Origin of the sequence: Methylobacterium sp. (assembly GCF_019745455.1) — a bacterium.
Lineage (GTDB): Bacteria > Pseudomonadota > Alphaproteobacteria > Rhizobiales > Beijerinckiaceae > Methylobacterium.
Map to the genome: position 1 here is coordinate 1 of NZ_JAIETD010000072.1, position 12,701 is coordinate 12,701.

Consider the following 12,701-nt stretch of genomic DNA (forward strand, 5'->3'; position numbering starts at 1 on the left):
TGGCACCTCGTGCGCGGCTCTGCCAGCGGGTCTGTCTTCGTTCGTCACCGAGCCAACGCGGCATCGGGCGGCCACGTTGTCGACCTTGCGATCCCGATCTTCCTCGGCCTCGGCCGCCATGGTCCTGAACACCAGGAGCTCTGGCGTCTGATAGCGAGCTTGGTGGGCGATACAGCTGACGCCGCCGGAAACCAAGCGGCAAAGCCCACTCATTAGGCCACCTCAGCGATCCATCTGGGAGCTGAGACCGCGACGTTGAAGAAACAGCATATCGCCGCGGAGCCGACGCGCCTGTCGAAGGTGCAGATCGGCGTCATCACCCGGGCGATCAAGGACAGCCAGATGAGCGTCGCCCAGAACGAGGTCACGGACCTCGGCCGCCGCCGGGATCTGCTCGCCCATGCGATCACGACCGAGCCGGCTGTAGCACCGATGGCGCTGCCGAATTCTGAGAGCGTACTGCAGCCGACGTAGGTCACCAACTCGGCCGGCCGCCCAGAACTCTGGCTCGGGCCGGACCTTAGACGTTATGGTCGCGCTGCTCTATCTGGGCGCTATGGCTGAGACCCCGACCATAGGCGACCTGTTCAAGGCGAAGGCGATCCTCGAGACCGACGTCGCGGCTGCTGTCGACGCCTTCTTGGCGGATCCGTCGCTGACCACGTTCCTCATGGGCGACGGCTACTCGCTCGACCTGCATGGCGCCGTTTCCGACAGCCCGTTCGCTCTCGGCATGATGGCAAACCCGGTTGCGAAAGCATCATCGAAGCGTAGCGCGATAAGGACGGCGATTCTACTGGCGAAACCGGTTAAGGGGCGAGCCGCAACCTAAAGAGGCACCGCCCAAAGTTCATGCAAACCATCAGCATCCTGAAACCAATGCACCTCAGAGATCGGGTCTATCCCGCATGTCGGATACGAGCGCACGATGCCGTGGATTATTCGCTGAGCGACCTGACGCCCGGCAATAGCGTGAGCCAGCAAACGCGGTGTCGATCCACATTTCAGTTTGATGTCGCGAACGTAAATTGCGTGTGACATGCGAACCCCGAACAATTGAGATATAATTGGTAACAGCTATAAATCAAATGCTTAGGCGAGCCATACGTTCATAACAAAGGATTTCTAGGTTAAAGAAATATGAAAGCCGTCTAGCCGCCTGCAATGTATAATTTGTTTTTATTGGATGAATCCCATATACGGTTTTTGGATTGGTCTTCGGCGAGTGGACGACCATACGATCGGTCGCTGTCGCATGATGGCGGCTTCATCAGCCTCAGCCTGGAAACGCGGGCCCATGCTGAACGAGCAGAAACTGAACGTCAGCGAGAACGGCGTCACCCTGCATCTGGTGCGCGGCTCTACCAAGAGGTCTGGCCTCGTTCGTCACCAAGCCTAACGTGGCATCGGGCGGCCACGTAGTCGACCATATCGCCGTGGAGCTGACGCGGAGGTCGAAGGCGAAGATCACCGATATCACCCGGGTGATCAAGGACAGCCAGATGGCCATCGCCCTGAACGAGGTCACGGACTTCGGCCGCCGCTCCGCGAACAGTTCTAGCTCCACCTAGGCACTTGGTATCGTTAGCGGATCGGCATGAGGTAAGTTGGCACACCGCCCGGCGACACATCTTCTCTCGATGCTGGCGTGACGTGAAAGCCGCTTACCCTCAGGCGTCTCGTCGGAACCGACGCGCTCACCTTTGTGATCCGCAGGCCGGTCCACCGTCGGTTTGCAGCCAACCGACGGCGCGGAGCTTTCCCGCGAAGGCATGGAGGCCATCACGCAACTCCTCCGAGCCCCGCCAGCCCGCGACCAGGTCGGCCTCGGGCAGATGACGCCCAGGAGCCATCAAGACCGCTATGGAACGTGCCGGGAGCGGAGTGAAGCGAGCCGGCAGCAACCCCCGAGCGTGGGACGCACGGCCCGAATCAGACTCGCTGGCCGAAACATCATGCGGTGAAGACGGCCACCCAGCGGGCACGACGGCACGGACGACTATGATGTCGGCGCGCGGTGATATGAGTTATCGAAGGGTCGGAGACTCGCCGGCTTCCAACGGACGGCCCTCACCTTCGGGACCACCGGCAGAGACATGGGAGTTCAGGCGCTCCAGGTGCTCGAAGACGTGCTCGAAGGCACGGACGACCGCCTCGTCCACATTGGCGTTGCCGCTGGCCTGCGCGGCTCGCAGAGCGCTGAGCAGTTCGCGGTGTTTGTCGGTATCGTTCGGCATCGGCTTCCTCCGGTGCTCTTCCCAGAGCCTGTCCTAATTCATACCTCGCCCCCTGACCTCACCGTCGCGGGGCTCTCAATGACCTGGAGGTAGCGCCTCCGCCGGACGTCACAGCGTGCCTATCATCCAAGCACTGTATGGGCGATGCTGACCAAGACAGCGCCAGTCCCGGCAAAGGCGAGCAAGGTTGTGCTGCTGAGTTGATCGACCTTGTCGACGTTGTGGCCGATCAGGTGAGCGGGATCCACGCGAGGAAGCTCCCCGCCAGACTGATCGGGGGTATCGCCTCTGATCGGTGCAGCGCTCGGGTCTGGGTCAACACGGACGTTCATGGGCATCTCCTCTGTGATCAGGAGGTCAACGCCCTGCAGCAGCGTCCGGGTCACGGGCGGGGGTGCGGCCGATGTGCCCGGATCGTTACTCCAAACGCTTCATCTCGGCGTAGCAGAGTGCGGTAGTGCTCCTCAAATGGAAGGCACCCCACCCGACAGCGGGGCGCCCGCCTCACTCAGTAGAAGCGACGGCCATAGCCGAAGCCGCGACCCCGGCCATAACGACGCCCGCCGAAGTAACGCCGACCGTAGAAGGCCCTTCGGCCATATCCACGACCACGACCGTAGCCTCGACCGCGACCATAACGGGCCGGCTCGACGGCGTTGGCAGGCTCAGCGACGGCACCGATCCCGATCTGCGCCGCCGATGACGGGCTAGGGGCGAGGAATAGGCCGCCCACGAGCAGGCCGACTGCCAAGGTGAGGTTCTTCAGCAAGGAAATTCTCCCGGAAAGGCGCCGCACCCGAGATGGGAACGGTCAACCTCGGCCATCGAAACGCTCGAAGGCGCAAATCGGCCCGCGGAATGGTGGTTCATGGTTCACGGTTTCGATCACGTCTGCGCCACCAGAACCGCGTCGAACTCAGCAGGCAAACGGGACGAGGACCGCGCGAAGCTGGTCAGCCGAGCAATCGCTGCCACCATGGTCGCTGCGGTTCCGCCGGTCGCGCCGCCCTGGAGCGGGGCTTAGCCGGCTGCCGTGACGACGCCCGTGCGATGAAGGCTTTCAACTCTGCAGCCCGCTTCGCCCAGGTCGCGTAGGGCGGCGCAACGAAACACCGCTCACCCACTTCGATGCGCTGAACAAAGCCGACCTCCAGGAGCGTAGCCCGCCGCTTCCCAGGCGCCATGAACGCGAAGCACATGATTCCGGCGCCATTTCGCTTGATGCCGACATACTCGACGTTCAGCGCGATGACGGTTGGCCGGTCCGCGGCGTAGCCATCGGTGTAGTCGACCCGGTCTAGGATCATCGCGCCGCTCTATCGCAGGGTACTCAGCCCGACCTTCTGAGGCCGACGCGAGCGCTCCGCAAGATGCCCCGCCTGTCCTGAGCGGTTCTGGTGAAGGCTTATGAAACTTCTCGCTACGGCCCGCGCTCCCGGGACAGAAATCTGCATCAGGATTGGCGACGATCCATCTTGCCGCACCGTGGACATCGCGCCCGGGCGTTCCGTGGAACCTGAGTCCAAGCTGGTGGACCGGGTCTTTGGAGTGGTCGAAACCGGGCCTGGAAAAGCAGCTTAGGAGGCTGTCCCCGCGTTCGAATGACAGCTCAACGCCCCAGCGTGCGGTTGTCGTCTGACGCTGGCTGCCGAAGGCGGTGAACCTGCAACGTCAGCATCATGCTCGACACCATCAAGGCAGCGTAAAGCAGGTAGAGGAGAAGGGGCGCGTCTTGCATCGGCTTGATCCCGCGGGCGTGGCGGTGCGAGGGAAGCCTTCCGCAACAATCAGGCCAGCCGCCGCCACGGTGCACCGGGTCTGCCGGTTCCGTTGCCTCGCCCTGGTATCCCGCCGCGAAAAGGGTCAATCGGGCAGGCTGATCTTCAGCGAAACAACGATTCAGGATCAGCTTCGTCGCATCGTGGGCAGACCATCTGCGACGCTTCCGTTCATACAACGCGAGACCTCAGCTTACGCCGACGCCGGAATCGAATGCTCCAATGCCTTGGCCGTGACCAAGCGCTTCAGGACCGAGAGCAAGTCGGTCTGGGTGATGATCCCGAGGATGATCCGATCATCGTTCGTGACGATCACGGCATGGGTGTGCCCATCGGTCAGCGGCGCGACCAAGGTGAGCACCGGCTCATCTGGCATCACCGTGCGCGCCGCGGACATGACCTGCCTGATACTCGTATCGCTACCCACCGTCAGCTCGCGCAAGCCCAGCGTGCCCAACAACCGGCCAGCTTCATCCACGACCGGCAGGGTCCGAATGTTGTGCTTCAGCAGCAGCTCGCGTGCCCGCGAAACCGGTTCATGCAGCTTGATGGCAACGACGTCACGCGACATGACCGAGCCGCAGGTGAACTCCCCATGCGCCCGCCGAAGCGCTTGATTCTCAACCTCGTGCAGCAGCCGATCGAGATCGGCCCGGTCGATGTCGAGAGTCTCGTTGAACGACTCCAGCGCGGCATCGACGTCCCCGCTATTGAAACCGACGCGGGCCGGGGCAGGCACGTCTGAAGTCCCGTGGACGTTGGTCGCCGCCACTGGCGGGACATGGGGATAGTTGCGCCGGGAAACGCGATGGAACGCGATTCCGAGACCGACGAGAATGAGGGAGTTGAGGCAAACCGGAACGAACGGGAACAGGAAGCCGGACGATGTGATGGCTGGCCCACCGATAAGCGCGGTCAGGGCCGCTGCGCCACCGGGCGGGTGCAAGCAGCGCGTGAAGGACATGGCGGCAATGGCCAGCGAAACGCCAACACCGATCGCGACTACCGGATCAGGAATGAAATAAGCTGCCGTGACGCCAACGAGAGCGGAAATCGTGTTGCCGCCAATAATCGGCCATGGTTGCGCAAGTGGACTGGCAGGAACGGCAAACAGCAGGACAGCGGTCGCTCCCATTGGGGCCACGATCAGAGGGATGTGCGGACCTTCGCCAACAATCCAACCACTGACGAGACCTGTGAGCGCGATGCCGATGAGCGCGCCCAAGCAAGCGACCAACCTCTCGCGAAGGGTCGCACCTGCCAGGATCGGCCTGAAGACGCGAAATCCAAATCCATTGCCGGCTTGGCGTCTCGGGCCAACGCTGTTGGACATCCTCGCGCTCCCGATCTCTCAGCCCGCTCAATCTAAAGGCGAATGCTGAATTTGTGGGCCTGCATTCGTGGTATACCAGATATCGGTTTACAGCTCCTGGCCCAAATTGCAACGTGCATAGGCACAATGCCTGTCCGCAAGGCATCGCGGACGAAGACGCGCGGAAGACGTCCGTTTCGATAAACAGGCAGACAGAAGGGCGCCCTTGCCCTGCTCCAGAGGGGTATTGCTGACGCGATCACGGATCCGGCGATCGAGCGGGTCACGGTCGAAAAGAGCGTCCGCGTCGGCTACTCGACTGATCGAAGCCACGGGTCGATGCAGACGGCGTAGGCGATTTCTTCGCGTTGCAGGCCATGGTCGGTTGCGACGAGTTCGTGGCCGCAGGCAGCCGCGACCACGTCTGCACTCTGCCGGCCTCACCTTGCATGTCGACAAGGTCGTGACCGTCAACGACATGGCACGGCGCTCGCAGGTGCTCCTCGCCCTGGGCGATCCGTTCACGAGGACACTGACGCAGGTTATCGTGCACCCTCAGGGCCGAAGAGAGCGACTGATCCGATGCCCCATGATGAACCTGACGCCTCGCATCGCCGTGAGATGATCGCTCAAGCCTTCGGCGCGGCCGCAGCGCTCGCCATCGCTGGCATGGTGGTCTGGTTGAGCGTTCCGTCGGCCTGAACCTACGGGTTCCCTAGGCTCACTCCGGGTCCGGGACCTCCCGGTGATCCGGGTGGCATCGTCCGGACTCGCCGGATTACTTTCCGAACGAATCCGAACCGGCCGGATACCGCGCGCCTCCTTAAATCGTGAGACGACTTGGAGGGCCAGGCCCGGAGTCGAACCGAGCGCCTGGAGCCTTGCATGGCTCCCGGGTGACCACTCCCCCACTGGCCCATGCTGGCTTAAGAAGCCCCTTAGGTTCGACGTTCCGAGTGACGTTTCGGCAGCGTTACCGGCGGGCTTCCGTGACCTTCTCAATTTGATCCGCGCCCGTCCGCATCGCCGGCCGACCGCCCTCTGAGACATCGCGAGATCGATCATGGTTGCTGCGCTTGCCGGTGCGATGGGTCTCTACCGGCTCGTCGACCCGTTCATCGTGTATGCTCCGCGAGGGATATCTGCGGGCGGGACAGGCGGCCACGCTGACCGCCGTGTCGATCTTCCTCGTGGCGCTGCGCAGTGCCTTCGCACCGGGCGAGAAGCCATCCACCCGGCAGTTCTTCCTCGGCGCCGTTTTGCTCGTCATGGGTAATTCCGGCGGCGCAATCTGGCGCTCGCTCTGGCGCATGGGCGGCGAAGAGGATCTCGACCGGATGCTCACCAACGACGTCAGCGGCCACCCGATCTGGATGCAGATCGAGGGCGGCTTCCTGATGATATCGGGACCCGCTGCTGCAGCGTCGAACGGTGCCGTCGGCTCGCCATAACCCTCGCCGTCTGCGTACTGGTGACCTACGCCCTGGTGGCGCACCGGCCGGAGATTGAGCAGGTCCGCGCCATCATCGGTTGGTTCAAGCCGTCCATCGCACCAGAACCGCCCTGAACGGATTGAAGGTTTTTCCTGACTCGACGCCCGGCTACACTCTGGTAGCTATAGAGTGATTTCATTACCTAGACATTCAGTCCCGCCCGGTTCGCCGCGGCGGGGCTTTTTCGTATTGAAGTCGGACAAGTCCAGTCGAACCGACCCTCTGTTGCAATCTGGCGGATCTCAGGGACGCGTGTGATCCATTCATTGAGCTTGGCAATAACCTCGGCCCTGACGAGACGCCCGCATTCGTGCAATCGCGGGCCGACACGCGGTAGATCAGCACTACTGCTGCCATTGGGGCGGGATGAACATAAGTTAAATACCCCGCGTTGTTTTTCTTGTTAATTCATTTTTAATCAGTTCAAATAACACTTTGGCAAGGAATGCCATTCGCCTACCAGAGAGGCTAGAGGTCAAAACCTCATGAGTTCAGCGACACCGTTTCGTTGGGAGCGTCCGTCCGTGCAGACATCTGAGCTAGCTACCCTCGCCACTGGCAAAACTGCGGACGGCAGCTTGACCAACGTCCTGCGGTTGATAGGCTCTTTCGATGATCTCGACCCTGACGGCCCGCTGACTCGCAAGTCTTCAGATCAAGACTGGTCGAAGCTCATCGACCATATCCGCGATGTGGCGAACCATGTCCGCGAAGTTGAGGCGCAATCTCAAGAACAGGAACTGCACGTCCAGCACCTGCTCGAGCGCGCGCGGGAAGACATCAAGGAAGCCGCTGACCGCGTCCGTGCCGCCGACGCTCGCGCGGCAGACATCCAAGCACGCAGCGAAGCTCTGCTGAAGGCAGCCGACGAGCGGGTGAAAGCGGCCGAAGAGCGCGCGAGGGTCGCCGAGGGATGGCTCGCTCTCATCCGGGAGGCGATCACCAGCGAGTTCATAGTCAAGCAGGACACAAAGCGGATTGCATGACCCTGACGATCGATTTCTCGACCCATCAGAGCCTCACCTGCGCGCCAGGCATGGTCTTGCCGGTTTCTTTCCACGCGACTGTTCAGGCACCGGCCGGATCTCGTCGAGTTGTTTTTGCGAGCCCATTGAACCCGTAGGATCCACTTGCGTTCTCCGCCGTGAAGCTGGCTAAGGAGAAACGATGCTCGATGATGAGGGCGAAAGCGGAGTGCCCCCTGCGAGGGTGCCAAGCGTGTCTTCTCCGAGCGAACTCACTCGGATCCGACTCGGACGGGAACTACAGGCGCTCTATGAACCCGTGCTCGATGAGTCCCTTGACCCGCGATTGGCGGAGTTGATGAGACAGCTTGAAGCCGACAGGCGCGCGTAGAACGTTGTGGGCTTCGCGCATTGCGGCGCACGCGGATATCAGCCGTCACCCGTATCCGTTCGCAATGAGAAATGTTCAGCGCTCACCTCTCGACCCGAAACGCCCGTCACTGCTGTACTCCTGGAGAAGCCGGCATAGCACCGTTTGCATCCGGCTGTCCCGAAAGCTGCCGACGGGTATCAGCCAATTTGCTTTGCTCCTCAGAGAGCTGCTGGCGTGTGACCCGTAGCCTATTCTCCAGCTCCGCAACTTCCTTATTTCGCGACGCCATGCTGTCCGTAAGCGCCGCAAACTGAGCCTGAGCTCCCGCTTCCTGCTTTTGGAGTTTGATCAGATCGGCTTCGGTCGTCTCACGTTCAAATTTCAGCTTCCCAACCGCCTGTTCGGTTTGGCTGCGCTCATTCCGAAGCCCTGCCACTTCCTTCTGTGTGGAAGCGAGGGCAGCACGCGCCTGCTCAAGCTGCTGTTCTGTCTGCGCTAGCTCGGATGCGGCCTTCTCGCGTTCGGCACCAAGGTTGGTGAGGGTCTGCTGGACTTGACGAAGTTCAGCGGCGAGCCTGCCACGTTCCGCTTCTGCGCTCTCGAGCTCCTTCTGCGTCGTCGCCGACGCGGCCTGCGCTCGTTCAAGCTGCTGGCGAGTTTTCGCCATGTCCTGGGTCAGCGTATCGCCAACGGCTTTGAGCGATGCCGTAGCCTGCTCCGCATCACGCTGGAGACGCGTCGCCCGCTCGCGCTCTTCGTTCGCGGCCGTCAACTCTTTCTGGCTTGCAGAAACGGCCTCGCTTGTCTTCTGACGAGCCCTCTCGAGTTCGGCGAGTTCGGATGCTTTGGTGCTGGACTCCCGTGTGATCCCCGCAAGGTCTTCGCGCATCTTGGCCATCAATGGGCGGCTGGTTTCCAGCGTACGATCCAACTCCGTCAGCTCTTGGTTACGGCTTGCGACGGCTTGATCTACGATCGTGGATGCCGCGCGAGCTTGGGTCAGTTTCTGCTCAGCCAGCTCGTTCTGGGCCTGAAGGTCGGCAAGACGTGCCGTCGCGGCGGCGGACGCTTTCTCCGACTCGTTGGCGTCCTGCTCGGCCTTGAGCTGGACATCCTTGACCGCAGCTGCTTGCCGCTGTGCCATCACCAAAGCCTCGGCCGCTTGGCGGCTCCGGGCTTCGGTCTTGCCGATCTGTTCTTGCAGCTCAGCGAGCGTTCCAAGCACCCTACGCTGCTCGTTGAGTTCGGTTTGAAGAGCAACCTGCTTTGTCATCTGAAAGGTGAGCTGCTGCTCGAAATCGCGACGCTGTCTGGCGTGCACGATGGTGACGATGAGGAGCCAGACCAGGAGCACCGCCGCGATGACAGCGAGGCTGATGGTGATGGGTCGGCGCGGTTCCGAACGGAGATCAGTCGCCATTGCTCGCTCTCGCTCAAGGCCAATGAGGCAGTATGTAACGCGAACAGCCCCATCTGGTTCGCGACCCGCTGCGGGTTGTCACCTCGGCGCCGAAGTGCGTTGCCGCCAGAAGGAACCCTCTGAGTGGGCAGTTGTTTAGAGGGGCCTTCTGCGAAGGACCGAGTATGGATGCGTGGAAGCTCATCGAGCGAGATCATGGCAACATCACCGAGCTCGTCCACGACATACCGAATGCCATGAATGGATCTGGCGTCATTGGTAGCTTGGAGCGCCTACTTGGCGACCTCATCGACGAGCTTCAGACCTATGCCGACGCCCTCGATGCGAGCCTTGGTTCACTCCTGAACCGCCATGCCGCCATACGGCTATTGTTTCAGGGGATGCAGGGCGAGCATCGCACCTTCATGTCGCAACTCGCAGGGCTCGCTCGATATCGCCAGAAGCACGCAGCCGGATGGCTCCATGCCTTCGGTGACGCCACTTTCCTGGTTGATCAGCACCTTCACCGTCATAACCACGAACTGCTCCCCGCCGCCCGCAAAGTCCTGTCGCGCGAAAAAGCCCGAAATGCCCTGGGCATGTTCACTCGCGCGAAGATGAATGCGCTGAAGTCGGGACGGCGAGGCTTCCTAGGTGGGATGTCGACGTTTGGCTTTGCAACCATCGCCGCAGCTGTTTCGGCCGCGCTTGGCGGACTTGCGCTTCTTGCTTGGCGCGCTGGCCTGTTGGGGGTGCATGGAAGCCGTCGGCCGCATGATGGGCGGCGAGGCGTTGCTACGCATTCCCGATCTGATCTGACTTCGATCGCTGCCCCCCCGGACGCGTAGAAACCGAGAAAAGCTAGCAGAGCGCCAAGAGCTATGCTCGATGAAGCAGTGAGGACACGTTCCCTGCATAAGTCCGATCTCAGCAAAGATCTTTACGAATTTGACTCGGATGCCGACTAATAAATAACTGCAACGAGATGCTTCTTGATTTATATGCAATTTTTTTCTTACTCAATAACACCTTTGCCAAAAAACAAGTTTCCAGGAATGGCCCGGATATAACAGATATTTTGGAACCATTTTTGCGTTCGCGCGTTAGGTTGTAAGTTATCTCGGAGGAAAACTATGCGACTGACGCTCACGACCCTCACCGTACTTTCCATTATTTCGGCGAGCTCGGCTTTTGCACAGACCAGTGTCACCGGGCAGCCCGTACCGGACGCTACTACGAGCGAAAAGTCGGGCGGTCAGAAGGCGGTTACCCGCCCGAACACGGATCGGCCGGACGCCGGCAACCCCGCCACCGCAGGTGCTGCATCGAGCGCCAAGCTCGAAGAGGGCGCGAGCAGCTTCACAGAAGCCCAGGCCCGTAAGCGCCTTGAGGATGCGGGTTATAAAGACGTGAAGGAGTTGAAGAAGGACGACAAGGGCATCTGGCAAGGCAACGCGATGCTTAACGGCAAGCCGGCGAAAGTAGGCCTAGATTTCAAGGGCAACGTCGCAGCCCAGTAAGCAGCAACTTCGCGATAAATTCGACGCCCGGAAATTTGGAGGCCACCATGGCTCAGCAAACTATCACAGCCCTGTTCGATCGTTATGAAGACGCCAGCGCAGCTGTCACAAAGCTTGAATCGATAGGCATCCCGCATTCTGACATCAGCATCGTCGCCAACAACGAGAGCGATCGGCACTCAAGCCTGATTGGGCACGGCGACGGGAATCATCGAGAAGCAAAAGAGGGCGCCGAAACCGGTGCAGGGACCGGTGCCTCGCTCGGCACGATTGCGGGCGGAGCCCTCGGACTTCTCACCGGTCTCGGCCTCATGGCCATTCCCGGCGTCGGGCCGGTCGTAGCGGCCGGCTGGTTGGTGACGACCATCACCGGAGCAGGGATCGGTGCAGCTGCCGGCGGGCTCATTGGTGGCTTGACCGGAGCCGGCGTGAACGAGGCCGATGCCCAGACCTACTCGGAAGGCGTCCGGCGGGGCGGCACGCTCGTGACTGTACGTGTCGATGAGGCTCGCTCCATCGCCGCCATGGATATCCTGGAGCAGCATGGCTCCGTCGATGTCGATGAGCGTGCGCAGACGTGGCGCTCGGAAGGTTGGGCGTCGCCTGCCACTTCTGAGATCGGCGCACCGACCGGCTCTGCGGCGGGCACCGGGTTGACGTCGGCCGGTATCGTCGAGGGACGTCCCCGTGTTCGCTCCTACGCGTCCCGGACGTAGAGATCGGGGCAATACCTGAGATGAAAGGCCGGGAGCATCCAGCGTGGTCCCGGCCCTTTTTGTTGGACGAACAACCGCATCATGACTTTGCGGAACGTAAACTCATTCTCGACTTTCGTCTCCGCACTTGCCTAAGGGGTTTATCAAGTATCTGCACAGGGTCAGTATGCACATTGAGGACTGCCCCCAGTATCAGCCGCCTCACAGAAGGGCAGAACGATGCCAGCGTCCTTGTTCCGCGTGTTGATGATGACAGTTCCCCCGTCGTCGCCGGAGGAGTAGCCGGTCGCGGCGTGGTCGAAATCGTTCAGATCCCTCATGGCGGCCACCATCCGCTCTGATCGTTCCGAATGTCGGTGGGAAGTGCGCGGCTCCGGAGTAGCGGGATGATGAAAGGCGAGGGTTAGTTCACACCCCTGCTGCAGGCGCTCTGGTATAGAAGCGTCCGGTACGGAGTGCCAAAAGGGGGCGTCGGGGCTGAAGGTGCCCCGCCTGTAAGCGCCCGAACGTCCGTGGATGACCTTCCAAAGCATGGCCTTACAGGCCGGAACAGCGAATGCTGCATCACGGTTGGCCTTCGGAGAAACACCGGAGATCGGCAATGGCTGGCGAGAAGCCGCACGGCGATAAAACCCATGATCAGCAAGTGCGGATCATCGAGCATAAGGACGGGCCCAACGTGCCACCGGGTGGCGGGGCCAAGATCAGGACGAGCCCGCCTCGCGAGCCCCGCAGCTCATCACAGCAAGAAAGCCGGGATCATCACAAGCACAACAATTCCGGCCAGGAGGGCCATAAACCCCAGAAGCATAGTCCGGCGGAGGAAAAGCACTGACCAGCCCGGTCACGTCGTTTCAGCGGTCCGTCCCCGAACATGCGCACGAGGCCGTGAAGGCCGGCGCGAAAGC

Annotated in this window: 16 protein-coding genes and 1 tRNA gene; 9 read left to right on the forward strand and 8 right to left on the reverse strand. The window is 61.3% G+C overall.

All coding sequences use genetic code 11. The annotated features are described in order from the left end of the window. Positions 1-255: 255 nt before the first annotated feature. From K2Y56_RS16030 to K2Y56_RS16040, 3 genes are all read left to right on the forward strand, one after another. Positions 256-474, forward strand: a complete 219-nt coding sequence (locus K2Y56_RS16030; protein ID WP_292509543.1) for a hypothetical protein — start codon at positions 256-258, stop codon at positions 472-474. Between the two features lie 55 nt (positions 475-529). Further along, a complete protein-coding gene (locus K2Y56_RS16035; RefSeq protein WP_292509546.1) occupies positions 530-832 on the forward strand; it encodes a hypothetical protein in 303 nt (100 codons plus the stop codon). Between the two features lie 568 nt (positions 833-1,400). After that, positions 1,401-1,571, forward strand: coding sequence for a hypothetical protein (locus K2Y56_RS16040; protein WP_292509549.1), 171 nt, complete (start codon positions 1,401-1,403; stop codon positions 1,569-1,571). A gap of 456 nt (positions 1,572-2,027) precedes the next feature. On the opposite strand, the gene K2Y56_RS16045 is transcribed toward K2Y56_RS16040, so the two are convergent. From K2Y56_RS16045 to K2Y56_RS16075, 7 genes are all read right to left on the reverse strand, one after another. After that, positions 2,028-2,237 (reverse strand): hypothetical protein, encoded by a 210-nt coding sequence (locus K2Y56_RS16045; RefSeq protein ID WP_292509551.1) that lies wholly within the window; start codon positions 2,235-2,237, stop codon positions 2,028-2,030. Positions 2,238-2,359: 122 nt separating this feature from the next. Further along, entirely contained in the window at positions 2,360-2,569 is a 210-nt protein-coding gene (locus tag K2Y56_RS16050) for a hypothetical protein (RefSeq protein WP_292509554.1), read from the reverse strand. A 176-nt stretch (positions 2,570-2,745) separates the two neighbouring features. Then, positions 2,746-3,006, reverse strand: a complete 261-nt coding sequence (locus K2Y56_RS16055; protein WP_292509557.1) for a hypothetical protein — start codon at positions 3,004-3,006, stop codon at positions 2,746-2,748. Positions 3,007-3,190: 184 nt separating this feature from the next. Next, positions 3,191-3,544, reverse strand: a complete 354-nt coding sequence (locus K2Y56_RS16060; protein WP_292509559.1) for a hypothetical protein — start codon at positions 3,542-3,544, stop codon at positions 3,191-3,193. A gap of 302 nt (positions 3,545-3,846) precedes the next feature. Further along, entirely contained in the window at positions 3,847-3,975 is a 129-nt protein-coding gene (locus K2Y56_RS16065) for a hypothetical protein (RefSeq protein WP_292509561.1), read from the reverse strand. Between the two features lie 233 nt (positions 3,976-4,208). Then, positions 4,209-5,348, reverse strand: coding sequence for an HPP family protein (locus tag K2Y56_RS16070; RefSeq protein WP_292509564.1), 1,140 nt, complete (start codon positions 5,346-5,348; stop codon positions 4,209-4,211). 820 nt (positions 5,349-6,168) lie between these two features. After that, positions 6,169-6,245: transfer RNA gene (locus K2Y56_RS16075), tRNA-Ala, on the reverse strand. 206 nt (positions 6,246-6,451) lie between these two features. Here K2Y56_RS16075 and K2Y56_RS16080 point away from each other — a divergent pair. Together K2Y56_RS16080 and K2Y56_RS16085 are read left to right on the forward strand one after the other, a co-directional pair. After that, positions 6,452-6,778 (forward strand): hypothetical protein, encoded by a 327-nt coding sequence (locus K2Y56_RS16080; protein ID WP_292509566.1) that lies wholly within the window; start codon positions 6,452-6,454, stop codon positions 6,776-6,778. Positions 6,779-7,398: 620 nt separating this feature from the next. Next, entirely contained in the window at positions 7,399-7,806 is a 408-nt protein-coding gene (locus K2Y56_RS16085; RefSeq protein ID WP_292509568.1) for a hypothetical protein, read from the forward strand. Between the two features lie 476 nt (positions 7,807-8,282). Here K2Y56_RS16085 and K2Y56_RS16090 read toward each other — a convergent pair whose 3' ends face one another. Next, the gene (locus K2Y56_RS16090) at positions 8,283-9,578 is read right to left on the reverse strand and encodes a hypothetical protein (RefSeq protein ID WP_292509571.1); all 1,296 of its coding nucleotides are present in this window, start codon (positions 9,576-9,578) and stop codon (positions 8,283-8,285) included. A 164-nt stretch (positions 9,579-9,742) separates the two neighbouring features. Between K2Y56_RS16090 and K2Y56_RS16095 the strand changes: the two genes are divergently transcribed. The 4 genes from K2Y56_RS16095 (at position 9,743) to K2Y56_RS16110 (ending at position 12,628) form a co-directional block, all read left to right on the forward strand. After that, a complete protein-coding gene (locus K2Y56_RS16095) occupies positions 9,743-10,405 on the forward strand; it encodes a hemerythrin domain-containing protein (RefSeq protein ID WP_292509574.1) in 663 nt (220 codons plus the stop codon). Between the two features lie 285 nt (positions 10,406-10,690). Then, positions 10,691-11,077 (forward strand): PepSY domain-containing protein, encoded by a 387-nt coding sequence (locus K2Y56_RS16100; RefSeq protein WP_292509578.1) that lies wholly within the window; start codon positions 10,691-10,693, stop codon positions 11,075-11,077. Positions 11,078-11,124: 47 nt separating this feature from the next. Next, a complete protein-coding gene (locus tag K2Y56_RS16105) occupies positions 11,125-11,793 on the forward strand; it encodes a hypothetical protein (RefSeq protein ID WP_292509581.1) in 669 nt (222 codons plus the stop codon). Positions 11,794-12,394: 601 nt separating this feature from the next. Then, positions 12,395-12,628, forward strand: a complete 234-nt coding sequence (locus K2Y56_RS16110; protein ID WP_292509583.1) for a hypothetical protein — start codon at positions 12,395-12,397, stop codon at positions 12,626-12,628. Positions 12,629-12,701: the final 73 nt, after the last annotated feature.

Coding starts and splice junctions, on each gene's coding strand:
- K2Y56_RS16035 (WP_292509546.1), top strand. CDS start 530: ATGGTCGCGCTGCTCTATCTGGGCGCTATGGCTGAGACCCCGACCATA.
- K2Y56_RS16045 (WP_292509551.1), bottom strand. CDS start 2,237: ATGCCGAACGATACCGACAAACACCGCGAACTGCTCAGCGCTCTGCGA.
- K2Y56_RS16050 (WP_292509554.1), bottom strand. CDS start 2,569: ATGAACGTCCGTGTTGACCCAGACCCGAGCGCTGCACCGATCAGAGGC.
- K2Y56_RS16060 (WP_292509559.1), bottom strand. CDS start 3,544: ATGATCCTAGACCGGGTCGACTACACCGATGGCTACGCCGCGGACCGG.
- K2Y56_RS16065 (WP_292509561.1), bottom strand. CDS start 3,975: ATGCAAGACGCGCCCCTTCTCCTCTACCTGCTTTACGCTGCCTTGATG.
- K2Y56_RS16070 (WP_292509564.1), bottom strand. CDS start 5,348: ATGTCCAACAGCGTTGGCCCGAGACGCCAAGCCGGCAATGGATTTGGA.
- K2Y56_RS16080 (WP_292509566.1), top strand. CDS start 6,452: ATGCTCCGCGAGGGATATCTGCGGGCGGGACAGGCGGCCACGCTGACC.
- K2Y56_RS16090 (WP_292509571.1), bottom strand. CDS start 9,578: ATGGCGACTGATCTCCGTTCGGAACCGCGCCGACCCATCACCATCAGC.
- K2Y56_RS16095 (WP_292509574.1), top strand. CDS start 9,743: ATGGATGCGTGGAAGCTCATCGAGCGAGATCATGGCAACATCACCGAG.
- K2Y56_RS16100 (WP_292509578.1), top strand. CDS start 10,691: ATGCGACTGACGCTCACGACCCTCACCGTACTTTCCATTATTTCGGCG.
- K2Y56_RS16105 (WP_292509581.1), top strand. CDS start 11,125: ATGGCTCAGCAAACTATCACAGCCCTGTTCGATCGTTATGAAGACGCC.
- K2Y56_RS16110 (WP_292509583.1), top strand. CDS start 12,395: ATGGCTGGCGAGAAGCCGCACGGCGATAAAACCCATGATCAGCAAGTG.